Annotated in this window: 22 protein-coding genes; 14 read left to right on the plus strand and 8 right to left on the minus strand. The window is 63.8% G+C overall.

Annotated elements, in window-relative coordinates; translation table 11 throughout:
• On the plus strand, nucleotides 1-230 hold a 230-nt coding region (locus ACTJI5_RS15340; protein WP_440860932.1), incomplete at its 5' end, for a hypothetical protein.
• 4 nt (nucleotides 231-234) lie between these two features.
• Here ACTJI5_RS15340 and ACTJI5_RS15345 read toward each other — a convergent pair.
• A complete protein-coding gene (locus ACTJI5_RS15345; protein WP_156419681.1) occupies nucleotides 235-636 on the minus strand; it encodes a hypothetical protein in 402 nt (133 codons plus the stop codon).
• 182 nt (nucleotides 637-818) lie between these two features.
• Between ACTJI5_RS15345 and ACTJI5_RS15350 the strand changes: the two genes are divergently transcribed.
• A complete protein-coding gene (locus ACTJI5_RS15350; RefSeq protein WP_440860933.1) occupies nucleotides 819-2,315 on the plus strand; it encodes a BCCT family transporter in 1,497 nt (498 codons plus the stop codon).
• A gap of 16 nt (nucleotides 2,316-2,331) precedes the next feature.
• Here ACTJI5_RS15350 and ACTJI5_RS15355 read toward each other — a convergent pair whose 3' ends face one another.
• Complete coding sequence (locus ACTJI5_RS15355) at nucleotides 2,332-4,410, minus strand: M13 family metallopeptidase (RefSeq protein WP_440860934.1); 2,079 nt, start codon at nucleotides 4,408-4,410, stop codon at nucleotides 2,332-2,334.
• Between the two features lie 242 nt (nucleotides 4,411-4,652).
• Here ACTJI5_RS15355 and uvrA point away from each other — a divergent pair, with 242 nt between their 5' ends.
• The 3 genes from uvrA to ACTJI5_RS15370 all read left to right on the plus strand — a co-directional run bounded on the left by uvrA (nucleotide 4,653) and on the right by ACTJI5_RS15370 (nucleotide 8,954).
• On the plus strand, nucleotides 4,653-7,544 hold the full coding sequence (gene uvrA, locus ACTJI5_RS15360; protein ID WP_439512025.1) for an excinuclease ABC subunit UvrA: 2,892 nt from the start codon (nucleotides 4,653-4,655) through the stop codon (nucleotides 7,542-7,544).
• Between the two features lie 84 nt (nucleotides 7,545-7,628).
• Complete coding sequence (locus ACTJI5_RS15365; RefSeq protein WP_440860935.1) at nucleotides 7,629-8,390, plus strand: hypothetical protein; 762 nt, start codon at nucleotides 7,629-7,631, stop codon at nucleotides 8,388-8,390.
• Nucleotides 8,391-8,513: 123 nt separating this feature from the next.
• Complete coding sequence (locus tag ACTJI5_RS15370) at nucleotides 8,514-8,954, plus strand: nuclear transport factor 2 family protein (protein WP_440860936.1); 441 nt, start codon at nucleotides 8,514-8,516, stop codon at nucleotides 8,952-8,954.
• 1 nt (nucleotide 8,955) lies between these two features.
• On the opposite strand, the gene ACTJI5_RS15375 is transcribed toward ACTJI5_RS15370, so the two are convergent.
• The 3 genes from ACTJI5_RS15375 to ACTJI5_RS15385 all read right to left on the minus strand — a co-directional run bounded on the left by ACTJI5_RS15375 (nucleotide 8,956) and on the right by ACTJI5_RS15385 (nucleotide 11,627).
• On the minus strand, nucleotides 8,956-9,504 hold the full coding sequence (locus tag ACTJI5_RS15375) for a hypothetical protein (RefSeq protein WP_440860937.1): 549 nt from the start codon (nucleotides 9,502-9,504) through the stop codon (nucleotides 8,956-8,958).
• A gap of 321 nt (nucleotides 9,505-9,825) precedes the next feature.
• On the minus strand, nucleotides 9,826-10,158 hold the full coding sequence (locus ACTJI5_RS15380) for a putative quinol monooxygenase (protein WP_440860938.1): 333 nt from the start codon (nucleotides 10,156-10,158) through the stop codon (nucleotides 9,826-9,828).
• Nucleotides 10,155-11,627 (minus strand): hypothetical protein, encoded by a 1,473-nt coding sequence (locus ACTJI5_RS15385; protein WP_440860939.1) that lies wholly within the window; start codon nucleotides 11,625-11,627, stop codon nucleotides 10,155-10,157. The genes ACTJI5_RS15380 and ACTJI5_RS15385 overlap by 4 nt, the downstream gene beginning before the upstream one ends.
• A 177-nt stretch (nucleotides 11,628-11,804) precedes the next feature.
• Here ACTJI5_RS15385 and ACTJI5_RS15390 point away from each other — a divergent pair, with 177 nt between their 5' ends.
• The 7 genes from ACTJI5_RS15390 (at nucleotide 11,805) to ACTJI5_RS15420 (ending at nucleotide 18,426) form a co-directional block, all read left to right on the plus strand.
• Nucleotides 11,805-12,866: a substrate-binding domain-containing protein gene (locus ACTJI5_RS15390; RefSeq protein WP_440860940.1), complete on the plus strand. Its 1,062-nt coding sequence runs from the start codon at nucleotides 11,805-11,807 to the stop codon at nucleotides 12,864-12,866.
• Nucleotides 12,867-13,044: 178 nt separating this feature from the next.
• Complete coding sequence (pstC, locus tag ACTJI5_RS15395; protein WP_440860941.1) at nucleotides 13,045-14,421, plus strand: phosphate ABC transporter permease subunit PstC; 1,377 nt, start codon at nucleotides 13,045-13,047, stop codon at nucleotides 14,419-14,421.
• Nucleotides 14,414-15,670, plus strand: a complete 1,257-nt coding sequence (pstA, locus tag ACTJI5_RS15400; protein ID WP_440860942.1) for a phosphate ABC transporter permease PstA — start codon at nucleotides 14,414-14,416, stop codon at nucleotides 15,668-15,670. The genes pstC and pstA overlap by 8 nt, the downstream gene beginning before the upstream one ends.
• 5 nt (nucleotides 15,671-15,675) lie before the next feature.
• Nucleotides 15,676-16,458, plus strand: coding sequence for a phosphate ABC transporter ATP-binding protein PstB (gene pstB, locus ACTJI5_RS15405; RefSeq protein WP_440860943.1), 783 nt, complete (start codon nucleotides 15,676-15,678; stop codon nucleotides 16,456-16,458).
• A 24-nt stretch (nucleotides 16,459-16,482) separates the two neighbouring features.
• Complete coding sequence (phoU, locus tag ACTJI5_RS15410; protein WP_058538097.1) at nucleotides 16,483-17,202, plus strand: phosphate signaling complex protein PhoU; 720 nt, start codon at nucleotides 16,483-16,485, stop codon at nucleotides 17,200-17,202.
• Nucleotides 17,202-17,900, plus strand: a complete 699-nt coding sequence (gene phoB, locus ACTJI5_RS15415) for a phosphate regulon transcriptional regulator PhoB (protein WP_058538098.1) — start codon at nucleotides 17,202-17,204, stop codon at nucleotides 17,898-17,900. The genes phoU and phoB overlap by 1 nt, the downstream gene beginning before the upstream one ends.
• Nucleotides 17,901-18,096: 196 nt before the next feature.
• Complete coding sequence (locus tag ACTJI5_RS15420) at nucleotides 18,097-18,426, plus strand: DMT family transporter (RefSeq protein WP_197411444.1); 330 nt, start codon at nucleotides 18,097-18,099, stop codon at nucleotides 18,424-18,426.
• A 364-nt stretch (nucleotides 18,427-18,790) separates the two neighbouring features.
• Here ACTJI5_RS15420 and ACTJI5_RS15425 read toward each other — a convergent pair whose 3' ends face one another.
• On the minus strand, nucleotides 18,791-20,155 hold the full coding sequence (locus ACTJI5_RS15425) for an OprO/OprP family phosphate-selective porin (RefSeq protein WP_440860944.1): 1,365 nt from the start codon (nucleotides 20,153-20,155) through the stop codon (nucleotides 18,791-18,793).
• 203 nt (nucleotides 20,156-20,358) lie between these two features.
• Here ACTJI5_RS15425 and ACTJI5_RS15430 point away from each other — a divergent pair, with 203 nt between their 5' ends.
• Both ACTJI5_RS15430 and ACTJI5_RS15435 read left to right on the plus strand, forming a co-directional pair.
• Nucleotides 20,359-21,261 carry an SDR family oxidoreductase gene (locus ACTJI5_RS15430; protein WP_440860945.1) on the plus strand — a complete coding sequence of 301 codons (903 nt, stop codon included), beginning with the start codon at nucleotides 20,359-20,361 and terminating at the stop codon, nucleotides 21,259-21,261.
• Between the two features lie 238 nt (nucleotides 21,262-21,499).
• Entirely contained in the window at nucleotides 21,500-22,573 is a 1,074-nt protein-coding gene (locus ACTJI5_RS15435; RefSeq protein WP_440860946.1) for a hypothetical protein, read from the plus strand.
• On the opposite strand, the gene ACTJI5_RS15440 is transcribed toward ACTJI5_RS15435, so the two are convergent.
• Complete coding sequence (locus tag ACTJI5_RS15440; protein ID WP_440860947.1) at nucleotides 22,551-22,898, minus strand: DUF2794 domain-containing protein; 348 nt, start codon at nucleotides 22,896-22,898, stop codon at nucleotides 22,551-22,553. The two genes, ACTJI5_RS15435 and ACTJI5_RS15440, sit on opposite strands and share 23 nt — an antisense overlap.
• Nucleotides 22,898-23,614, minus strand: a complete 717-nt coding sequence (cysE, locus tag ACTJI5_RS15445) for a serine O-acetyltransferase (RefSeq protein WP_058538103.1) — start codon at nucleotides 23,612-23,614, stop codon at nucleotides 22,898-22,900. The genes ACTJI5_RS15440 and cysE overlap by 1 nt, the downstream gene beginning before the upstream one ends.
• Nucleotides 23,615-23,660: the final 46 nt, after the last annotated feature.

Genomic DNA, 23,660 nt, shown 5'->3' on the forward strand with positions numbered 1-23,660 from the left:
GGGCGCATCGCGACGACAGGATGCGTGATGACGCTTTTCGCGAACTGGGGGCGATCGACGTCGACCCGCCGATCCTGGCCGATGCCGACGACGACTATCGATATGGCGGCCGTTTTCCCGACCCGGAGCCACCCGCAGCGGCGATGGACGAAGGCCGACTCGCCGCCGCGCCAACCGGCGATCCCTCACCGCCCGACACGACAGCGGAACCGGTGCCCGCCGAATATTGACGCCTTAGCGCGGCGGCGTTGTCGTCGGCGCGGCGCAGCGGGTCGTGTCGCCGGCCTTGCACGCAGCAGCGTCGGCTTCCCATTTCATCCGCTCTTCGGCCGACATCGCGGCGACGCGCGCCTTCTCAGCCTCATAAGCGGCGGTTTCCTCGGTGAACACTTGCTGGTCGTGTGCGACCTGCTGCTGCGCCGCCGACACTTCCTGTGCATAGACCGTGTTGTCGGACCTGGCGCGCGCGGCCTGTTCGGCGTTGAGCCGGGCGGTGTTCGACCGTTCTTCGGCCGTGGTGCCGTCCTTCATCGGTTTCGCCGTCGTCGCCGTATCGGCCGGCGTCTGGAAGGCCGCCGCCTGACCCGAGGCGAGCAGCGCGAGCGCGGCGGTGGCCGCCATCAAATTTCTGGTCATCGAAGCTTCTCCTTCACATCACATCTCTGCCGATCCAACGCTTTGCCCGATGGGCCGTTCCCGCCCCGAATTGACCTCCCCGATTTGACCTCGAGCGGGGCAAACGTCATGCTGATCCTCCTGACCATGTCCGATCGGCCGATCATTTGCCAGCATCTCCGAAGCATCCCCTCAATCGCCCGGTGTTTTTCACGCCGCTCGCGGTGCTTCTCGCCGCCGTTGTCCTCAGCCTTTGGCAAGGGGCCGCTGTCGTCGCGGCCGAGACGGCGATCAACGACTGGATATTGCGCTATTTCTCCCCGCTCTTCGCCTGGGCGGGGATCGGCTTTCTTGCGCTCCTTGCGGGCATTGCCGTTTCGCCGCTCGGCGGGCGGATCATTGGCGGCCCAGCCGCAAAGCCGATATTGACCCGATGGCGCTGGTTCGCGGTGACGCTCTGCACGACGATCGCCACCGGCATCCTCTTCTGGGGCGCCGCCGAACCCCTCTTCCACCTCAACGACCCGCCCGCGATGCTGGGGCTCGAGGCGGGCAGCGATGCGGCGGCGACCTTCGCCATGTCGACGATGTTCCTGCATTGGACGCTGACGCCCTATGCCATCTACACCGTCGCGGGCCTCGCCTTCGCGCTCGTCTATTATAACCGCCGCGAACCCTTCAGCCTGTCGTCGCTGTTCGTTCCGCTGATCGGCCGGCGCGCGCATGGCCCGGTCGGCACCGGCATCGACATCATCTGCCTTTATGCGCTGGTCGCGGGCATGGCGGCGTCGCTCGGCGCCGGCCTGCTCGCGCTCGCGGGCGGGGTCGAGGGGATCGGCGGCTTTGACGGCGGCACGCCACTACGCTGGGCGATTGCAGGAGCGATCGTCGCGAGCTTCCTGATTTCCGCCGCGACGGGCCTGCAAAAGGGCATCGCAGGCCTCTCGGTGCTCAACACCTGGCTGTTCTTCGCGATCATCGCCTTTGTTCTGATTGCGGGGCCAACCGCCGAGATGATCGGCCTGTCGCTGCGCGGCACCGCCGACTATTTCCAGACCTTCATCCCCCGCAACCTCGGCCTCGACGTCGATACCGGCTGGCACCGGCAATGGACGATCTTCAACTGGGCCAACTGGTTCGCGTGGGCGCCGGTGACCGCGCTTTTCCTTGGCCGCCTCGCGGTGGGATACAGCGTCCGCGCCTTCATTATGTACAACCTCATCCTGCCGTCGCTGTTCGGTGCGGTATGGATGACTGCCATTGCCGGCGCGACCATCGCGTTCGACCAGCAGAGCGGCGCCGGCCTTTACGCCGTCCTGACCGCGCAAGGCCCCGATCCGGTGTTGTTCCGGCTGTTCAGCGCGCTCGGCGGCGGCCCCGTCGTTGCCGGGATCGTGCTGTTCGCCATCTTCCTGTCCTATGTCGCGGGCGCCGACGCCAATGTTTCGGCGATGAGCGCGCTGTCGACGCATGGCATTACGCCCGACGCGCCCGAGGCCCCGCTGTGGGTTCAGGCGGTGTGGGGCATCACCGTCGGCTTGGTCGCAATCGTTCTGGTCGCGGGCGGCGGGATCGACGGCATCCGCATGATGTCGGTGCTCGGCGGCTTTCCCGCGCTGTTCGTCATTGTCGGCGCGGCGCTGTCGCTGGCCGTAATGGCGGTACGGGGACGGCACGAAGCCGCCCCCGCCCAATCCTGAGAAAGGGGTCTCAGGACTACCAGATCCGCGTGCGGTCCTCGGGCTTCAGATAATATTTGGCGCCCGCGGCGACGCTGAACGCCTTGTACCACGCATCGACGTTGCGCACAGGTCCAATGATGCGCCAGCGCGCGGGGCTGTGCGGATCGCTCGCGACCTGCTGTTTGATCGCGTCCTCGCGCTGCTTCGTCCGCCAAGCCTGCGCAAAAGCGAGGAAGAAGCGCTGGTCGCCGGTCAGCCCGTCGATCACCGGCGCAGGCTTTCCCCCGAGCGACCGGCGATAGGCGTCATAGGCGACCTCGAGCCCCGCCAGATCGGCGATATTCTCACCCATCGTCAGCTCGGGGTTGATGAACGACCCCGGCGCCGCCTCATAAGTCGCATATTGCGCGCCGAACGCCTTGGCCTGGGCGTCGAAACGCGCCGCATCCTCGGGCGTCCACCAGTCGCGCACCGCGCCCTCGGCGTCGATCTTGCGCCCCTGATCGTCGAAGCCATGCGTGATCTCATGGCCGATGACGGCGCCGATCGCGCCATAGTTGACCGCATCGTCGACGTTCTCGCTAAAGTACGGCGCCTGCAAGATACCCGCCGGGAAGACGATCTTGTTCTCCAGCCCGCCATTATAGGCGTTCACTTCCTGCGGGTTCATCGACCATTTCTTGCGATCGACCGGCTTGTTGAGGTCCGACAGCGCATAGGCATATTCGAACGCCGCGCTGCGCTTCACATTGCCGTACAGGTCGGCGGGATCGATCTTCAGCCCCGAATAGTCGCGCCATTTGTCGGGATAACCGACCATGACGTCCATCTTCGCGAGCTTCGCCAGCGCGGCGTCCTTCGTCGCGGGCGCCATCCAGCTGTTGTTCCGGATGCGGTCGCCCATTGCGAGTTTCAGGTTGGTGACGAGCACCTCCATCTTCGCCTTCGCGCTCGCGGGGAAATATTGCTTCGAATAGGTTTCGCCGACCAGTTCGCCGAGGCTGCCGTCGACCAGCGTCAGCCCGCGTTTCCAGCGCGGACGCAGCTCGCCGACGCCGCTCAGCGCCTTGGTATATTCGAAGCGGCTGTCGACGAACACCTTCGACAGATAGGGCGCGGCATTGTCGGCGACATGGAATTGCTGCCACAGCTTGATCGTGTCGAGCGGGGTCTTGGCATAGAGCGCCGCGATGTCGCGGACCGCGGTCTTTTCGTTGACGATGATGCGTTTCTGCGGCGCGATGCCCGATCCCGCGAACCACGCCTTCCAGTCGAGCCCCGGGGCATAGGCCGCGAGTTCTTCCGCCGACATCGGGTTGTTGATCTTGCCGATGTCGCGGCGGTCGGCGATCGCCCAGCTGACCTTCGCAATCTCGGTTTCGAACGCCATGATCGCATGGGCCGCCTTTTCGGGGTCGGCATTGCCCGCCATCTTCATCGTTCGCGCGATATAGGCGCGGTAGGCGTCGCGCTGAGGCTTGAAGCTGTCGTTCAGATAATAGTCGCGCTCGGGAAGGCCGATCCCCGCCTGCCCCAGCCACAGCACGTTGACGGTTGGGTCGGCGGTGTCCGCGTAAGGCCCGCCGCTGACGATCGTCGAACCGAACGTCCCCTGCGTGCCGCCCATGAAGCGCGCCATCTCGCTCTTGTCCTTGATCGCCGCGACTGCGGCGATGTCGGCGAGCAGCGGCCTGGCGGCGAGCGCCTCGACGCGCGCCTCGTCCATGAAGCTCTGATACAGGCCGCCGACCTGGCTCGCCGCGGGCGCGCCCGCAACGACCGCGCGGAGCTGACGCTGGGTCAGGTTATAGACATCATAGTCCACCCCCGCCGACGCCTGATCCGACGGGATTTCGGTGCGCGCGAACCAGCCGCCATTGGCGTAGCGATCGAAATCGTCGCCGGGCTTCACCGACGGATCGCGCGCGTCGAGGTCGACACCCCATTTGCCGAAGGTCAGCGCCTTCAGCGATCCCGCCGACGAAGCGTCACCCTCGTCGGCCGCCGCAACCAATAGCGTTGCATTGACGCCCACTTCGCTCGCCACCGCCGGTACAGCGGCCTGCGCAGCTACCATCGCCATTCCCGCGGCGCCCCAAAAAAAGCTCTTCATTTCCCCAGTCTCCCGATTGCCTGCGCCGTCGGGTCGAGACGGCGCACATGGTCATTCTTGTCCGCCTGTGACGCCAAGCGGTCAAGCAAGCGACACGACGCTTGGTCGAAGCCTTTGGGATGTTGGTGGAAAGGCTGGTCAGCGCACGCGCATTGCGGTGCGGCTCTTGCCGCCCTATCTATCGTGCAACCGCGCAAAACCGCACTTGCGCCTTTAGAACAAATCTGGAACAAACCCTCCCCATGAGTCTCACCCATATTTCCGTACGCGGCGCGCGCGAGCATAATCTCAAGGGCGTCGACGTCGACCTGCCGCGCGACGCGCTGATCGTCATCACCGGTCTGTCGGGCAGCGGCAAATCGTCGCTCGCTTTCGACACCATCTATGCCGAGGGCCAGCGGCGCTATGTCGAGAGCCTGTCGGCGTACGCGCGCCAGTTCCTCGAGATGATGCAAAAGCCCGACGTCGAGCATATCGACGGGCTGTCGCCGGCGATCAGCATCGAGCAGAAGACGACGAGCCGGAACCCGCGATCGACCGTCGCAACGGTGACCGAAATCTACGATTATATGCGCCTGCTGTGGGCGCGCGTCGGCATCCCCTATTCGCCGGCGACCGGCGAGCCGATTTCGGCACAGACCGTCACCGACATGGTCGACCGCGTGATGGCGCTGCCCGAAGGAACGCGCGCCTATCTGCTCGCCCCCGTCGTGCGCGGGCGCAAGGGCGAGTATAAGAAGGAACTCGCTCAGTGGCAGAAGGACGGCTTCACGCGCGTCCGCATCGACGGCGAATTCTACGAAATCGGCGAGGCGCCGGCGCTAGACAAGAAATACAAGCATGACATCGAAGTCGTCGTCGACCGTATCGCGGTGCGCGAGGGCCTCGGCACGCGGCTCGCCGACAGTTTCGAGACCGCGCTGAAGCTCGCCGAGGGGCTCGCCTATGTCGATCTCGCCGACGGCCCGGTTCCGGGGCGCGAGGAAGAAGACACCGGCGGCGCGATGAAGGGCGCGGGCATTCCCGCGAACCGCCTGATCTTCTCGGAGAAATTCGCCTGCCCCGTGTCGGGCTTCACGATCGCCGAGATCGAACCGCGGCTGTTCAGCTTCAACGCTCCGCAGGGCGCGTGCCCCGCGTGCGACGGGCTCGGCGAGCGGCAGGAGTTCGATCCCGATCTCGTCGTCCCGAACCATGCGCTGAGCCTGAAAAAGGGCGCGGTGGTGCCGTGGGCCAAATCGAACCCGCCCTCGCCTTATTATATGCAAGTGCTCGAAAGCCTCGGCAAAGCCTATGGCTTCGACCTGACGACGCCGTGGCAGGACCTGCCCGGCGAGGTGCAACTGATCATCCTCTATGGCAGCGGCGGCAAACCCGTCGAGCTGACTTTCAAGGACGGCAAGCGCACCTACACGACGCATAAGGCGTTCGAGGGCGTCATCGGCAACCTCAACCGCCGCCTGCTCCAGACCGAAAGCGCGTGGATGCGCGAGGAGCTGAGCAAATATCAAGCGCCGCATCCGTGCGAGACGTGCCACGGCGCGCGCCTGCGCCCCGAACCGCTCGCGGTGAAGATCGCGGGCGAAGACATCAGCATGTCGGCGCAGCGCTCGGTCGCCGACGCGCTCGGCTGGTTCAGCACGCTCGACGAAAAGCTGAACGACACGCAGAAACAGATTGCCAAGGCGATCCTGAAAGAGATCAACGAGCGGCTCGGCTTCCTCAACAATGTCGGGCTCGATTACCTCAACCTCAACCGCACCTCAGGCACGCTCAGCGGCGGCGAGAGCCAGCGCATCCGCCTCGCCTCGCAGATCGGTTCGGGGCTGTCGGGCGTGCTCTACGTCCTCGACGAGCCGAGCATCGGCCTCCACCAGCGCGACAACGACCGCCTGCTCGCGACGCTCAAGCGCCTCCGCGACCTCGGCAATACGGTGATCGTCGTCGAGCATGACGAGGATGCGATCCGCCACGCCGACTATGTCGTCGACATGGGCCCCGGCGCGGGGCTGCACGGCGGCGAGATCGTCGCCGAGGGCACGCTGGAACAGGTGCTCGCGAACACCAAGAGCCTCACCGCCGCCTATCTCACCGGCGCGAAGCGGATCGAAGTGCCCAAGCATCGCCGCAAGGGCAATGGCTTCGACCTCGTGCTCAAGGGCGCGCGCGCGAACAACCTCCAGAATGTCACCGCAAAAATCCCGCTCGGCACCTTCACCTGCGTCACCGGCCTGTCGGGCAGCGGCAAGTCGAGCCTGATCATCGACACGCTCTATGCCAGCGCCGCGCGCGTGCTCAACGGCGCGCGGATGATCGCGGGGCCGCACGACAGCCTGAAGGGGCTGGAGCATTGCGACAAGGTGATCGACATCGACCAGTCGCCGATCGGCCGCACCCCGCGCTCGAACCCCGCGACATATACCGGCGCCTTCACGATCATCCGCGACTGGTTCGCAGGGTTGCCTGAAAGCCAGGCGCGCGGCTACAAGCCCGGGCGCTTCAGCTTCAACGTCAAGGGCGGGCGCTGCGAGACCTGCACCGGCGACGGGCTGATCAAGATCGAGATGCACTTCCTGCCCGACGTCTATGTGACGTGCGAGACGTGCCACGGCAAACGCTACAACCGCGAAACGCTCGAGGTGAAGTTCAAGGGCCACAGCATCGCCGACGTGCTCGACATGACGGTCGAGGATGCAGCCGAATTCTTCAAGGCGGTGCCGTCGATCCGCGAAAAGATGGCGATGCTCGTCCGCGTGGGCCTGGGCTATATCAAGGTCGGGCAACAGGCGACGACGCTGTCGGGGGGCGAGGCGCAGCGCGTCAAGCTCGCCAAGGAATTGTCGCGCCGCTCGACCGGACAGACGCTCTACATCCTCGACGAACCGACCACCGGCCTCCATTTCGAGGATGTCCGCAAATTGCTCGAAGTGCTCCAGGCGCTCGTCGATCAGGGCAACAGCGTGATCGTGATCGAGCATAATCTCGACGTCATCAAAACCGCCGACTATATCCTCGACCTCGGCCCCGAAGGCGGGGTCAAGGGCGGCGAAATCGTCGCCGCGGGCACGCCCGAACAAGTGGTGAAGGAGAAGCGCAGCTTCACCGGCCAGTATCTGGCGCCGTTACTGAAGTAATTGCCGTACTCCTACTGGATTGACAGGGCACTGACAGCCCTGCAAGTAATCCTTGGCCGCACTCTGCGGCTTGGGGGAAAATGGATGAATTACCTGAGGGGCGCGGCCGCTTTTGCGGCCTCTTTTACCATGCTTTCGATTTCGGTTCAGGCGCAGGAAGCCGCGGCACCGGCCGTGACGGCCGAGCCCGCCGCCGTCGCCGAACCTGCCGCCACGCCGGCTGCGGTTCCGGCGGTTGTCGCCGCACCCGCGCTCGCCGTCGCGGCGCCGGCGCCCGGCCTGATGCTGCCGTCCTATACCGAAGTGATCCTGACGCCCGACGCCGAGGCGAACAGCAAGAAGTTGCGCGAGGGGCACACGATCTCGATGCACACCGTCTTCGACGTGATGCACAATGGCGTCGTCGTGATCCCGAAGGGCACGCGCGGCATGGGCACCGTGACCTGGCGCACCGGCAAGGGCGCGTTCGGCAAGTCGGCGAAGATGGAAGTCACCTTCAACGAACTGACGCTGCCGAACGGCCATCGCCTGCCGCTGGCGGGCATGCACCGGCAGGAGGGTGAGGGCAACACCGGCGCCGCGATCGGCGCGGCGATCGCGGTCGGCGTGTTCGGCGCCTTCGTCACCGGCAAATCGGCGATCATCCCGAACGGCCAGCATCTGATGGCACGGACGAACGAGGCGCTGGCCTATTCGATCCCGGCGGGTGCGGTGATCATCCCGACCGCGCAGCTGGCCCCCGCGGCGAGCGTTGCGGTGGTGACGCCCGCCGCGGCGGTGACGCCCGCAGCCGAAGCGCCGGCCCCGGCCGCGCCCGCGGCCGGCAGCACCCCGACCACCGACTGAACGGGTCGAAGAATGGGGGTCCCGAACGAGATTTTGGGGCCCCTTCCCTTCGCGACTCCCGCTGGAGAAACCGCGCGGAGACGGCTAGGCTGCGCGCATGATTTGCGGCGGGAGTTTCATGCGATGCCTATCGATCCTGTACGCCTTGCCCTTTCCTTCATCGCGGCGCTGCTAGCGGCGGGGCCCGCGGCAGCGGCACCAGCGCCCTCCTCACCCGAAGCCGCGCTCGAAGCCTATGTCGACGGACTGCGCACGGGGCGGGTCGAGCGGCTGCAGGCGCTGTTCCTTCCCGACGGGCAATTCTGCACGCTGGCGAAAGACGGCGCGGCGGCGCCCGTCGATTGCAAGCGCTTCGCCGAGGTCCTCGGCGGCTGGACGGCGCGACCCGATCCCGCCGCGACCGGGCGCGTCCTCGACCGCCGCGACGCGACGCCGTCGATGAGCGCGGTCACCTATGAACTGCATTTCGGCGGCGACCGCTACGTCGACCAGCTCCTGCTCTATCGCACCGATGCCGGATGGCGCGTCGTCGCCAAGACCACCGCGGTCGCCGCCGCCCGGTAAATCAGTGCCACACCGCCGAGAGCGGGTAGAGCGCGATCAGCCAGATCAGGCAGGCGCACGCGATGCGCCGGTCCTTTGCCGCGATCGCGAGCAGCGCGACGGGGAAGAAGGACCAGGTGATCACGATGTTGCGCGGGTCGAAGGGAGGCGATTTCGCAAGCACCACAACAGTGGCGAGCAGCGCGACGTTGCAGAACAGGATGCCGCCGAGGACCTTGCGATAATGTTTGTCGAAATGCGCGCTGAGGTCGCCCCACGCCTCTGCATCGTCGGGAAAGACAAGGCTCGCCGCGAGGAAATAGATGGCGGTGACAATAAAGCCGCCGAACAGCACCGGCCAGCTCAGCGGCAACAGGTCGCGCATCGCCCAGCCGTACATCCAGAAGGTGACGACGTCGCCCGACACGAACAGCCCGAGCAGCGCGGTCGGCCAGCCGATCCGCACGCGGTGGCTGGCCTTCAACGCGCGCGCCAGCCCGCCGAGCCCCTCGGCAAGCGCAAGGCCGAGGATCAGCCCGAATAGCGAAAAGATGAATTCGAACCCGCTCATATGACCCCCGGCTGTTCCCCGAAACGTCGCCCTGCCCCGGTTAAAGCCACAAAAGCCCCGCATGCGCGATGCGATTTTGTGTCCTTTGTGGCTTTAAGCCGCCGCGCCGACGGCGCCCGCCGACACATATTGCCGTGGCGCGCGCATCGCCCAAAGGAAAGGTCCAAGCGATGGTGCCACGGCAAAATATTGTAGGACAGCGGTTTTTTAAGCCCCTCCCGCTTGCGGGAGGGGCTTGGCGAGGGCCTGTAAACCAACCCGTCCCGCCTTCCTGGAATATACCCTCTCCCAACCCCTCCCTGAAGGGAGGGGAGTATCAGGTCACCCCATCAGCTTCGCGGTGATATCCTCGGCGGCATAAATCCGGATCACCGGCGGCTGCGGCGACAGCGCGCGCATTTCGGCGACGAAGGCGGCGGACGCGGGCACCGCGAAATGGGCGCGGACCGCGTCGATGCTCTCCCACTCCTCGACAAAGACGAGGCATTCATATTCCGAGCCATCCCGAGCCTGTCGAGGGACGACATCGACATGGCAATGATGCGCCAGACACCCCGCCTCGCCCCGCGACCGCGCGCTATGCTCGGCGCCGAGCGCGATCATGCGCTCGCGATGCTGGGGGGTGAGGATGACGTGGCCGGTGATGAGGATCATGCGTTCCCGACTGGAGCTTCCAGCATAGCGATTTTCGACTCTTCAGGCGAAGCGTCTACAAGTTTCGCTTGCTCATTGGCATCTTCGCCGGAAACCTTCTTGTTGTCTTCTTCGAAATAAAGCTCCCCAAATGCCTCAAAGAAGCATTTTTGGAATCTCTCATCCTTCGAAACAAAGTCAAAGACCGGCCATTCTCGAAAATCGTCGCAGCTTATCGATTTATTGGCAACAACCGCGGGAAATATGCTGCAAACTTCCTCAATGTCCTCTCTAATGGCAGCAACGCAAATTCTAAAATTATCTGCCGATGAAGACCAATCTTGACTGTCGATAACTTTATGGCATTTTTCGTTCTCTTTATTATGCTTTAGTGCGCTAGCTTGATTAACAATCATCATGAGCCTAGTAGAGCTATCAACATCAGACCCCTTGAGAGAAAGACAGAACTCTAATATATTAATGGGAGCTATATATAAGCGTTGAAATATCATTTTGTAGCACACATGATTTATGTGAGGAAAAAGATCCTTGTCTCCAAATCCCTTTCTCTTTCTCCAAATCACGAGCGCCAAAAGTATTTGAAATTCAATAAGAACATTCACCATCTGGAGCAGATATCTGTATGTCAGCTTCAGCTCAGTGCCCAGAAGCTCCTCCGCCCCCTTATGCCCATGAGATTGGCAGATTCTCACGTAGCGATCGGTAAAAGCGGACTCTCCGTGTGCAACTAGATTACGCCGTTCAAAAATCTCGATAAAATCTGGCCATCGCCTCCACGTTTCTATAACTTTTACCCCAAACCATTTCTCGATTTGACGGACCTGCTCATCGTGGCTCCCACGAGAAAAATCATAGACTTCCTCGTCAACTAACCTGTCTCTCAACTCCTCGAAGTCACCGCATTTCAGAATCTCTTTAAACGACAGCTTTCTTTCACCATTTTCGATATGCTCAGGATGGTCTTTGAGCATCTGACGAACAAAGTCATTGATCGACGAATCAAAGCTGGAGACCGCCGTGAGAAGCACGGCTGTCGGCAAAAACGCAAACCCGTTTTCCATTCTATCCAATTGACGATGGGCTTCTCTTATTTTTGCAAGCCTATCGGTACTAATTCCGTAAATTTCAAAGGCGTCGGTTTTCTCAATTAGATCGCCTGAGCTTCTAACTGGATCAACAATGTCAATTCTTGTCACAATTGCTGAATACATGGAATGCAACGGCCGCGCTGCCACCGAAAGTTCGCGGAGAGCCAACCCAGTATCACATGCCCGACCTATGAAAGTCTGAAACGCTGATGTCGGGTCTCCTCCCTTCACTTCCGCATCAACCTGCTGTTTAGTTTCCCTTTTTTCCGAATTGAGGCTTTCCTTCAATCCAGCCAAATCAGGGCCGAACGAAAATGATGAAACATTGTTAGCGTCTTTGCCGAGGCGTAGTGCGATATAGGCGGGGTGTTTTTTGGTCATGCATCATTGTTTGCCGAACTGCTTGAATAGTGTCTACCCTTTCCCAGCGAAGTAGATGACACTTATATGACACTCCCTGTCACAAACACGTCACAGTACTCCCTCAAATGGCCCTCAGCGAGTCGCCGCGGGGGTGGTGGCTTGGATCGGTAACGACCCCCACCACAGGATTATCCCATGCTGCAGAAATTCGCTCCCCGGTTGCTTGGCGTCGCTGGTGCCGCGACGTGCGCGCTGGCGCTTTCCGCGTGCCAGGATCAGGCGTCTTCGGGCGGCGGTGCGCGCGATTATATCAGCGCGGTCGGGTCCTCGACCGTCTATCCCTTTGCCACCGCGGTCGGCGAAAAGTTCGCCGAAGCGACGGGCAATAAGACGCCAAAGATCGACAGCACGGGCACCGGCGGCGGCTTTGAGCGTTTCTGCTCGGGCGTCGGCGGCGACACCCCCGACATCGCGAACGCGTCGCGCCGCATCAAGAAGAAGGAATTCGACACCTGCGCCGCGAACGGCGTCAAGGAGATCGTCGAAATCCAGGTCGGCATCGACGGCATCGCGCTCGGCGAAGCGCAGCGCGGCCCCGGCTTCAAGCTGACCGAGGAAGATGTCTATAAGGCACTCGCGGCGAACCCCTATGGCAAGCCGAATAGCGCGAAGACGTGGAAGGACGTGAACCCGGCGCTTCCCGCGGTCGCGATCTCGGTCTTTGGCCCGCCGTCGACCAGCGGCACGTACGATGCGTTCAAGGAGCTGATCCTCGGCCGTGGCTGCGACGCCAATGCGGAGATGAAGGCGCTGAAGGACAGCGACAAGGACAAGCATGAGGCGACCTGCACCACGCTGCGCGGCGCGCCCTATTATGTCGAGCAGGGCGAGAATGATAACCTGATCATCTCGAAGCTCGACAAGAACCCGACCAGCCTCGGCATCTTCGGCTTCAGCTATCTCGATGCCAACAAGGACAAGATCAAGGCGGTTCCGGTGCAGGGCGTCGCGCCGACTTACGCGGCGATCGCCGACGGCAGCTACCCCGGTTCGCGTCCGCTCTTCATCTATGTGAAGAAGGCGCATGTCGGCGTCGTCCCCGGGCTCGCCGAATATGTCGCCGAGTTCCTGAAGGGTGCGGGCGAAGGCGGGTATCTGAACGCCAAGGGCCTGATCGTGTCGCCGAAGGCGATTGCGGACACAGCTGCGGCGAACGGCAAGGGCATGACCGCGCTGAACGGCGCCGAGCTCAAGTAAGTTTCCTCCCGCTGGTGGCCGGGCGGGTTCGCCCGATCCGGCCACCGTCTTTTTACGGATCGTCATTGCGAGCGAAGCGAAGCAATCTCCAGCGAGCCTCCGGGCCGTTCGATGGCTGGAGATTGCTTCGTCGCTACGCTCCTCGCAATGACGAAGGTTTTGACCGGATGAAGATCAAGTGACCTTCAACGCCGCCGCCCTTTTGCTTTTGATTGCGGGTCTCGCGCTGATCGGCTGGCTTGCCGGTCGCGCGCGGTCGAACCTGCTCGCCGGCCGTGCGGGCACCAAGCTGCATTCGCGCCCGCAATATCATGGCTGGTATGTCGCGCTGTGGCTGTTCGCCCCCGCGGCGCTGTTCCTTGCGGTGTGGGCGAGCGTTTCGCCCGCGCTGATCACCAATCAGGTGCTGACGAGCGAGGCGGCAGAGAGCCTGCCCGCATACGGCTTCGAGCGCGGCGCGGTGCTGTCCGACGCGCGCAATGTCGCGCTGGGCAAGCAGGACAAGGTGCGGATGCCCGCCGCGACGCCGCTGGTGAAGCCCTACGCCGATGCGAGCCACAAATACGCGTGGATCGGCATCGCCGCGATGCTGGCGCTGGCGCTGGCGGGCGGGCTTTATGCCTTCACGCGGATCAAACCCGATTTCCGGGCGCGCACGCGGGTCGAAAAGATCGTGATGCTGCTGCTCCTGCTCGCGTCGCTCGTCGCGATCCTCACGACCTTCGGCATCGTGCTCTCGCTGCTCTTTGAATCGATCCGTTTCTTCCGCCTTGTCTCACCCGCCGAATTGCTGTTCGGCACCGAATGGGCGCCGACGAGCGGCGCGCCGCAGCCCGACACCTTTGGCGGCATTCCTCTGTTCTGGGGCACGATCCTGATCGGCGCGATCATCGCGATGATCGTCGCGATCCCCATCGGGATGATGACCGCGGTCTACCTCACCCAATATGCCGCACCGACGGTGCGCAAATGGGTGAAGCCTTTGCTCGAGATTCTCGCGGGCGTGCCGACGGTCGTCTACGGCTATTTCGCCGCGCTGACCGTGGCGCCGGCGCTGCGCGAGTTCGCGGTGATGCTCGGCATTCCCAACGCCTCGACCGAAAGCGCGCTCGCCGCGGGTATCGTGATGGGCGTGATGATCATCCCGTTTGTGTCCTCAATGGCCGACGACAGCATCAACGCGGTGCCGCAGGCGATGCGCGACGGCAGCCTTGCATTGGGCGCAACGCCGAACGAGACGATCCGCCAGGTGCTGATCCCCGCCGCGCTTCCGGGCGTGATGGGCGGCATATTGCTCGCGGTCAGCCGCGCGATCGGCGAGACGATGATCGTGGTGATGGCGGCGGGCCTGTCGGCGAACATGACCGCCAATCCCTTTGCCAGCGTCACCACGGTGACCGCACAGATCGTCAAGCTGCTCACCGGCGATCAGGAATTCGACAGCGCGAAAACGCTCGCCGCCTTCGCGCTGGGGCTCGTCCTCTTCATCGTCACGCTGCTGCTCAACATCGTCGCGCTGCGCATCGTCAAAAGATATCGTGAAGCTTATGAATAGGCAGACCGCCCCCACCGACTGGAAAGGCTCCGTGATGCAGACGCGCATCGCGAAGCGCTACGCCGCCGAACGCCGCTTCAAGCTGATGGGGCTGGGCGCGGTGTTGCTCTCGGGCGCTTTCCTCGCCTTCCTGCTCTTCGTGATGGTCGGCAACGGCGCGCGCGGCTTCATGTACACGCATGTCGCGGTGCCGGTCGATTTCAAGGCGATGCCGCTGACGATCGACAAGACGCGGCTCGGCGATGCCGACGCCGATCAGGTGATCGCGAACGCGGGGCTGTCCGACATCGTCGCCTTTGCCGCCGACGAGGCGCTGGGGACCGACGGATCGAAGCTGATTTCCGAAAATGCTTGGAAAGAGGTTCGCAGCGCGATCAAGGACGATCCCGAATTGCTGAACGGCAAGTCGGTGTTCGAACTGCCCGCCGCGTCCGAAGTCGACATCGCCGCCAAGGAAGGCGCCAAGGGCGCGCTTGGGGCAAAAGTCGACGCGCTGGAGAAGGACGGCAAGCTGTCGACCGGCATCCACTGGCCCTTCTTCAAGAACGCCGACGCCACCGATCCCGCGGTTGCGGGTATCTGGGGCGCATTGAAGGGCTCGGTGCTGACGATCTTCATCGCCTTCCTCATCGCCTTCCCGACGGGGGTGCTCGCGGCGCTCTATCTCGAAGAATATGCGCCGAAGAACCGCTGGACCGACCTCATCGAAGTGTCGATCAACAACCTCGCCGCGGTGCCCTCGATCATCTTCGGCCTGCTCGCGCTCGCGGTGTTCATCAACTGGTTCGGCCTGTGTCAGGCGAGCCCGCTCGTCGGCGGGCTGACGCTCGCGCTGATGACGATGCCGGTGATCGTGATCGCCAGCCGCAACGCGATCAAGTCGGTGCCGCCATCGATCCGCGATGCGGCACTGGGCGTCGGCGCTAGCCCGGTGCAGGTGGTGTTCCATCATGTCCTGCCGCTCGCCCTCCCCGGCATCCTCACCGGCACGATCATCGGCATGGCGCGCGCATTGGGCGAGACCGCGCCGTTGCTCCTCGTCGGCATGCGCGCCTTTATCGGCGACGTTCCGGGCGGCATCTGCTCGCCGTCGACCGTGCTGCCGATGCAGATATTCCTCTGGTCGGACGAAGTCGACCGGGGCTTTGTCGAGAAAACCTCCGCCGCGATCATCGTGCTGCTTATCGTGCTGCTGTCGATGAACGCCTTTGCGATCTATCTTCGCAACAAATTCGAAAAACGCTGGTGACCTCCATGACCCAAGACGATCTTACCATCGCCGATCCCAAGATGAAGGCGCACGGCGTCAACGTCTTCTATGGCGGGAAACAGGCGATCAACGACGTGTCGATCGACGTCGGCACCGACCTTGTCACCGCCTTCATCGGCCCGTCGGGCTGCGGCAAGTCGACCTTCCTGCGTTCGCTGAACCGGATGAACGACACGGTCGCGAGCGCACGCGTCACGGGGCAGATCGAGCTCGACGGCGAGGATATCTATGCGCCGTCGATGGACGTGGTGCAGCTGCGCGCACGCGTCGGGATGGTGTTCCAGAAACCGAACCCCTTCCCCAAGTCGATCTATGACAATGTCGGCTATGGGCCGCGCATCCACGGGCTCGCGCCCGGCAAGGCCGACCTCGACGTGATCGTCGAGCGCGCGCTGGTGCGCGCCGGCCTGTGGGACGAGGTCAAGGACCGGCTCGCTGAAAGCGGCACCGCCTTGTCGGGCGGACAGCAGCAGCGCCTGTGCATCGCGCGCGCGATCGCGGTCGACCCCGAGGTCATTTTGATGGACGAGCCCTGCTCGGCGCTCGACCCGATCGCGACCGCGAAGATCGAGGAGCTGATCCACGAACTGCGCGGCAAATATGCGATCGTGATCGTCACGCATAACATGCAGCAGGCGGCCCGCGTGTCGCAGCGCACCGCCTTTTTCCACCTCGGGACGTTGGTCGAATATGGGAAGACGACCGACATCTTCACCAACCCGAAGCAGGAACGGACCAAGGACTATATCACCGGCCGCTACGGTTAAGCCGCAGCCAAAAGGACAAGAGTGATGGCACTAACGAACGATCATACGGTCAAAGCCTTCGACGAAGACCTGAACCGCCTCCGCGGGCTGATCAGCGAAATGGGCGGCCGCGCCGAACAGGCGCTGCTCCAGGCGATGACCTCGCTCAGCAAGGGCGATCTCGACCTCGCGGCGCAGGTCGTGCGCGACGACAAGAAGATCGACGCGCTCGAGGCCGAGGTTGAACAGCTCGCGGTCCAGACGATCGCGCTCCGCGCGCCGATGGCCGACGATCTGCGCGAGATGATCGCGGCATTGAAGATCGTCTCGGTGGTCGAGCGCATCGGCGACTATGCGAAGAATATCGCCAAGCGCGTCGCGCTGATGGACCAGACGCGCTCGATCGAGGCGATCCCGCTGCTGATTTCGATGTCGAACATCGTCGCCGAACTGATCCACGACGCGCTCGACAGCTTCGCCGCGCGCGACGCCGAACTCGCGGTGCGGGTGACGGTGCGCGACAAGAATGTCGACGATTTCTACAACAGCATCTTCCGCACGCTCGTTACCTTCATGATGGAAAATCCCAAGTACATCACCGAAAGCGCGCACCTGCTGTTCGTCGCCAAGAACCTCGAGCGCATGGGCGACCATGCGACGAACATCGCCGAGATGGTCTATTATGTCGTCACCGGCGACCATATGGAGGAACGCGAGCGCGGCGAGCAGCCCGAAGATGGCGCCGCGGAGCAGGAGCAAGGCTGATGCCGCAGCCCGACCTGCTGCTCATCGAGGATGACGAGGCGATCGCCGAACTCATCGTCTGGCATTTCGCGCGCGAGGGCTTTTCGGTCCGCCAGACCCCCGACGGCGAGCAGGCGCTCGTCCTCGTCGAGGAACGCGTCCCCGACATCGTCCTGCTCGACTGGATGATCGAGAGCCTGCCCGGCATCGAGGTTTGCCGGCGCCTCCGCCGCAATCCGAAGTCGGCGAATGTGCCGATCATCATGCTCACCGCGCGCGGCGAGGAAGAGGACCGCATCCGCGGGCTGGAGACCGGCGCCGACGATTATGTCACCAAGCCGTTCAGCCCGCGCGAACTCGTCGCGCGCGTGCAGGCGGTACTTCGCCGCCTGCGCCCCGCGCTCGCTGGCGAGATGCTGACATATGCCGACATCGAACTCGATTCGGTGGCGCACAAGGTCGTGCGGAACAGCCAGATCGTCGCGATGGGGCCGACCGAATTCCGCCTGCTACGCCACTTCATGGAGCATCCGGGCCGCGTCTTCTCGCGCGGGCAATTGCTCGACAGCGTGTGGGGCCAGGACAGCGATATCGAACTGCGCACCGTCGACGTCCATATCCGGCGTTTGCGCAAGGCGATCAACCTGCCCGGCACGAGCGACATCATCCGCACCGTGCGCTCGGCGGGTTATGCGCTCGATTCGGGCAAGAGCGTCTGACGTCGGACGGCGCCGGCCCGGTTGATTCTCACCGTCAGGCCGGATAGGTCCGGCGTGCCGAGAATAGAGTAGCAGGCTGGTATCTCCTGCGCCCGTTTAGCGGGTTCTTCTCCGCCACGGCGTCGACCAGCCTTTTACGGCGGGTGGCGCGGAATTGCAGTTGCCGCCCCGCCGCTACCGACGACGGAGCATCGCCATGCAATATATCTACCTCGCCATCGCCATCGTTGCAGAGGTCGTTGCGACCAGTTTCATGAAACAATCGGAAGGCTTCACGAAGCTCGTCCCGTCGCTGATTACCGCCGGCGGCTATATTGTGGCCTTCTATTTCCTCTCGCTGACCCTCCGGACCTTGCCCACGGGAATCGCCTATGCGATCTGGTCCGGCGTCGGGATCGTGCTGATCGCGGCGATCGCGTGGGTGTTTCAGGGCCAGAAGCTCGATACGCCCGCCATGGTCGGCATGGCGCTGATCATATGCGGCGTGGTGGTGATGAACGGCTTTTCGAACAGCACCGCACACTGATCGCCGGAATCGACGGATGCCTTCGGGTCCGATGAGATTGCTGCACTTCGCGGCAAGCTCCTTTTCCGACCGGAAGCCCCGGAAGTCCGCTAGCGACCGGAAGCGGATCCCCATCCCCATAACCCGTTCGCATCGAGCGAAGTCGAGATGCCCCTCGGGACAGCGCCATTACGATGGGTGTCTCGACTTCGCTCGACACGAACGGCATTTGAGAACGGCTTGAACCAACCCTCCCCTTCTTCGTCACCCCGGACTTGATCCGGGGTCCATAACGACGGCGCGACTATGGATCCTGGATCAAGTCCGGGATGACGAAAGAAGAGTGAGCAACAACGTCCGCTCACTACCAAAAGCCGCAATCAGATCAGAAATCGATCTGCGTGCGCAGCCCGAACGTGTCGGCCGAATAGCTGCGGTCGCCCGTCGCGGTGGCGACGCGCGCATCGTCGAGCCAGACTTTGCCGTAGTTGGCAGTGATCCGGACATAGTCGATCGGCGCCCAGGCGAGCCCGATCAGCGCCGTCTTTTGCTGCCCGCCGCGCACGCCCGCGTCGTTGAGGTCGAGATAGTCGTAGCGCGCATTGACCTCGATCGCGCCGATCCCGCCGGCGGTGATCGGCTTCGACGGCTTGAGGCGGTCGAACGCGCCATCCCTGTACCCGCGCGCGTCGCCGCCCGTCAGTACCATGCCGACTTCGGCATAGCCGCCGAAGAAGGTCGGGTCGGCGGCGGCGGTGCTGCGCTTGACGCTCTGCCAATAGGCTTCGCCCGCGGCGTGGAACGGCCCGGCGATCACCGCGCCTTCGAGGCCGAGGCCGCGCTCGCTCGATATGTCGATCAGCCCCGTGTCGACCAGCCGCACGTCGGTCGTGTGGACGAAAGGACGCGCGCGGTAGCGGTTCGTCGCCGCGGGGTCATTGGGGTCGCGGTAATGGGCCGATGCGGCAAGGTGAAGCTGCGCGTTGCCAAGCTTCGGCATGAACACGACGCGGCCGTCGACGCTGAGGCTGTGGTTGCTGTCGGTGAGGTCGGCGGCATTGTCGCTGAACACCCCGCCCTGCAGCAGCAGCGCTTTGCCCTTATATTGCGCTGACAGGCCGACACGGCGTTCGAAACCGAATGCTTGGATAAAGGCGGCGCGCTCGGTGAAGCTGGTGAACAGATCGCTCGTCATGTCGTCGAGCGACCAGAAAGGCTTGACCTGGCCCGCGGTGATCGACAGCGGCCCGGTGCCATAGGCCAGGTAAATATCGGTCAGTTCTACCTCACTGTTCGCGAGGTCCGCCTCGACGCGGTACGAAAAGCCGCCCGGAATTTTGCCGTCGACGCCGAGGTAGATACGGCGGAACTCGGTCGCAGTGCCGCCGCGGATGCCCGTCACGCCCGCCGGCGCGTCGATGCCCGCGACGTCGAGCTGGACGCGCCCGCGCGGCTTGAAGCTCCAGCCGTCAGCGGTCTTGATCTCGGGGGCGCCCTTCCAGCTGATCTCGGTCGCGGGCTTCGCTGTGACCGAAGGCGGCGCGGTCGTCGGCACCGGAGCCGGTGCGGGCGCCGGCTGCGGGGTCGCGGTATCGAGCCGCGTTTCGAGCGTCTGCACCTTCGACTTCAGCGCCGCGAGCTCGGCGCGCAGCTGCGCCGCTTCCTCGGCGGTCATCGCCTGAGCGTGGGCGGCGGTCGGCAGGCTGAACATCGACGTCGCCAGCAGAGCGGCGGTCAGGGCGTGGCGCATGAGGGATTTGCTCCGTTGCGAAAGGTTACAAGCTCGGGGCGCTGCTATGACGCTTGCGTGACATATGCACGTCATTTGCGTGACATTTTTGTTTCATCCGGCATTTTCTCTCCCTCTTGCCAGCAAGGAGCGAACGGCTAAGGACGTTCCAGTTTTTTCGGGCAACCTTTCTTCGGGGAGGCCGCCCTATCCGGGAGACCATCATGACGATCAAATTTGACGGCCGCGTTGCTATTGTCACCGGCGCCGGCGGCGGTCTTGGCCGCGCCTATGCGCTCGAACTCGCGCGGCGCGGGGCAAAGGTGGTCGTCAACGACCTCGGCGGATCGCGCGACGGCACCGGCCATTCGGACGCCGCGCTGCAGGTCGTCGAGGAAATCCGCGCCGCGGGCGGCACCGCGATGTCGAACGGCGGCAGCGTCACCGAATATGACCAGATGGTCGAAATGGTCGCACGTGCGAAGGAAGAATGGGGCGGTGTCCATGTCCTCATCAACAACGCCGGCATCCTGCGCGACAAGAGCTTTGCCAAGATGGAGCCCGCCGATTTCGACCTGGTGCTGAAGGTGCATGTCAGCGGCAGCGCCAACGTCACCAAGGCGTGCTGGGACCTGATGCGCGAACAGGCGTACGGCCGCATCCTGATGACCGCGTCGTCGACGGGCCTCTACGGCAATTTCGGCCAGGCCAATTATGGCGCGGCGAAGCTGGGTCTCGCGGGCCTCACCAAGACGCTTCACCTCGAAGGCGCGAAATATAACATCCGCTGCAACACGATCGCCCCGGTCGCCGGCACGCGCATGACCGAGGACATCTTCCCCGCCGAACTGTTCGAGAAGTTCACGCCCGAGAATGTCGTTCCGGCGGCGCTCTATCTGGTCAGCGAAGACGCCCCGACCAACATGATCGTCGGCGCGGGCGCGGGCGCGTTCCACGCCGCTTATGTCACGATGACCCCCGGCGTCGCGCTGCCCGAGGGCGAGCGTACCCCCGAGGGCGTCGCCGCGGCGTGGGAGAAGATCATCGACCGCAATGGCGAAATCGTCCCGCAGTCGGGCAGCGAGCAGTCGATGAACGTCATGAAAGCGTTGATGGCGCTGGGCTGAAGCTGATCTTTCCTCCCTGTCGCGGAGCGATGGGGAGGTGGCAGCGCGAAGCGCTGACGGAGGGGCTTATGGCGCAAGGTCGCGGCCCCTCCACCACTCGCTACGCGAGCGGTCCCCCTCCCCATACCTGCGGCACGGGGAGGATCGGCTTTCACTACCGCCACGCTGTATTGACACACTAACACGCTCATGCCATAACCATCGCGGGGCAAGGGGATCGGACAGAAGGACGACCCCGATGTATAGTGAAACCGACCTGCAAGCTGCGGTCGATGCAAAGGTACTGACGCCGGAGGCCGCGCTGGCTTTCCGGTCGCATATCGCATCGGTGCGCGCCGCCCCCGGAGCGGATGAGGAATCATTCCGCCTTATCACCGGCTTCAACGATATTTTCGTCAGCATCGCGGCGGTGATCCTGCTCGTCGCGGTCGGCTGGATCGGCGCCTCGATCCATACCGCGCTCGGCGGCGCCTTCGTCGCCGGCTCGGCATGGTTCCTCGCCGAATATTTCACCCGCAAACGCCGGATGGCGCTGCCCAGCATCGTCCTCGTCCTCGCCTTTGCCGGCGGCGTCTTTGCGACGATGGTCGGTGTCCTCGTCGAGCATGGCGAGGCGATCTTCGGGAGCGATCCCGGCGAAACCACCGGCGCGATCCTCATCGGTGCGATGGCGCTCGTGACCGCCGGTGCGACATGGGCGCACTGGAAGCGTTTCATGGTGCCGATCACCGTCGCCGCCGGGACCGCCGCGCTCGCCGCGACCGCGGTCGCGCTCGTGCTCGCGATCACCGGAATGCCCAGCCCCGACGGCACGCTGCCGATGGTGCTCGTGCTGATCGCCGGGCTCGGCGTCTTCGCGCTCGCCATGTGGTGGGACCGCAGCGACCGCGTACGTCAGACACGCCGCAGCGATGTCGCCTTCTGGCTCCACCTGCTCGCCGCGCCGATGATCGCGCATCCGATCTTCCACCTGCTCGGCGTCACGCGCGGCGACGACATCGGCAGCGCCGCGGCGGTGATGGTGATCGGCGTCTATATCCTGTTCGGCCTGATCGCGCTCGCGATCGACCGCCGCGCCCTGCTCGTCTCCGCCCTCGCCTATGTGCTGTTCGCGATGACGCAGCTGTTCAACACCTTCGGTGCGGTCGAACTCAATGTCGCGCTGACGGCGTTCGTGATCGGTTCGGCGTTGCTGCTGCTCTCGGCCTTCTGGCAGAATGCGCGGGCGGTGGTGGTCGGCTTCCTGCCCGACAATCTCGCGAACCAGCTGCCCGCGACGATCCGTCCGGTCAGTCTCCAACCAGCTTCATAAGCTTGCGTTCGACGGGGGCGAGCACGTTCGACAGCTCGTCCCCGCGCTTCAAAATCGCCCCGGCTTCGGAGACAAGGGCCCACATGCCCTGCCGGCTCCGCAAGGCGGGGCGTTTTTCTATACAATATTCGGGGCGTTCGGCGGCGCGGCGAAAGGCCGAGAAGATCGCGGCGTCGCGGTGGAAATCCATCGCATAATCGCGCCAGTGACCCGCCGCGACCATCCGGCCGTAGAGGTCGAGGATACGCATGAGTTCGGGACGCTCGAATCCGGTCTGCTGCGGCGTCGTCCTATTTCCGAACGACAGAGGCGTGACCGTTCCCATCAGGCGCCGGTCCGGCTCCCTTTGCGCCGCGGCGCTTCATCCTCGGCCGCGAGCTCGCGTTCGTCGAGCAACGCCTTCAGCTGCTTCTGCATCAGGTCGAGCTGGCATTGCAGCAATTCGACCTTCTGCGTCGCGGGGTCGAAATTCTCGCTGCACGACGTGCCATAAGGCACGAACTCGCGGGCATATTCGGTCGCGTCGAGCAGGGTCGAGCGCGCGGGAATGCCGACCATCACCGCGCCTTCGGGCACGTCCTTGGTCACGACGGCATTCGCGCCGATGCGCGCGCGCGCGTTGACGGTGACGGGGCCAAGAATCTGTGCGCCTGAGCCGACGATCACGTCATCGGCGAGCGTCGGATGGCGCTTGCCGCCGATGCCGTTCGCGGGGTCGGTGCCGCCCAGCGTCACGCCCTGATAGATGGATACATTATCGCCGATCTCGGCGGTCTCGCCGATCACGACGCCAAAGCCATGATCGATGAACAGGTGGCGGCCGATCGTCGCCCCCGGATGGATGTCGACCGCCGTCAGGAAGCGCGACAGGTGATTGACGAAGCGCGCGAGGAAGAACAGCCGCGCCTCGAACAGCCAATGCGCGATGCGGTGCATTCCGACCGCCACAAGACCCGGATAGAGTAGAATTTCCCAACGCGACCGCGGCGCCGGATCGCGCGCCTTGATCGAATCGAGATAGGCGACCAGCCCGTTGAACATATAATGTCCCCTGCGACCCTATTTTGTACCGCACAAGATAGATGTT

Source organism: Sphingopyxis sp. 22461 (genome assembly GCF_052044915.1).
Taxonomy (GTDB): Bacteria; Pseudomonadota; Alphaproteobacteria; order Sphingomonadales; family Sphingomonadaceae; genus Sphingopyxis.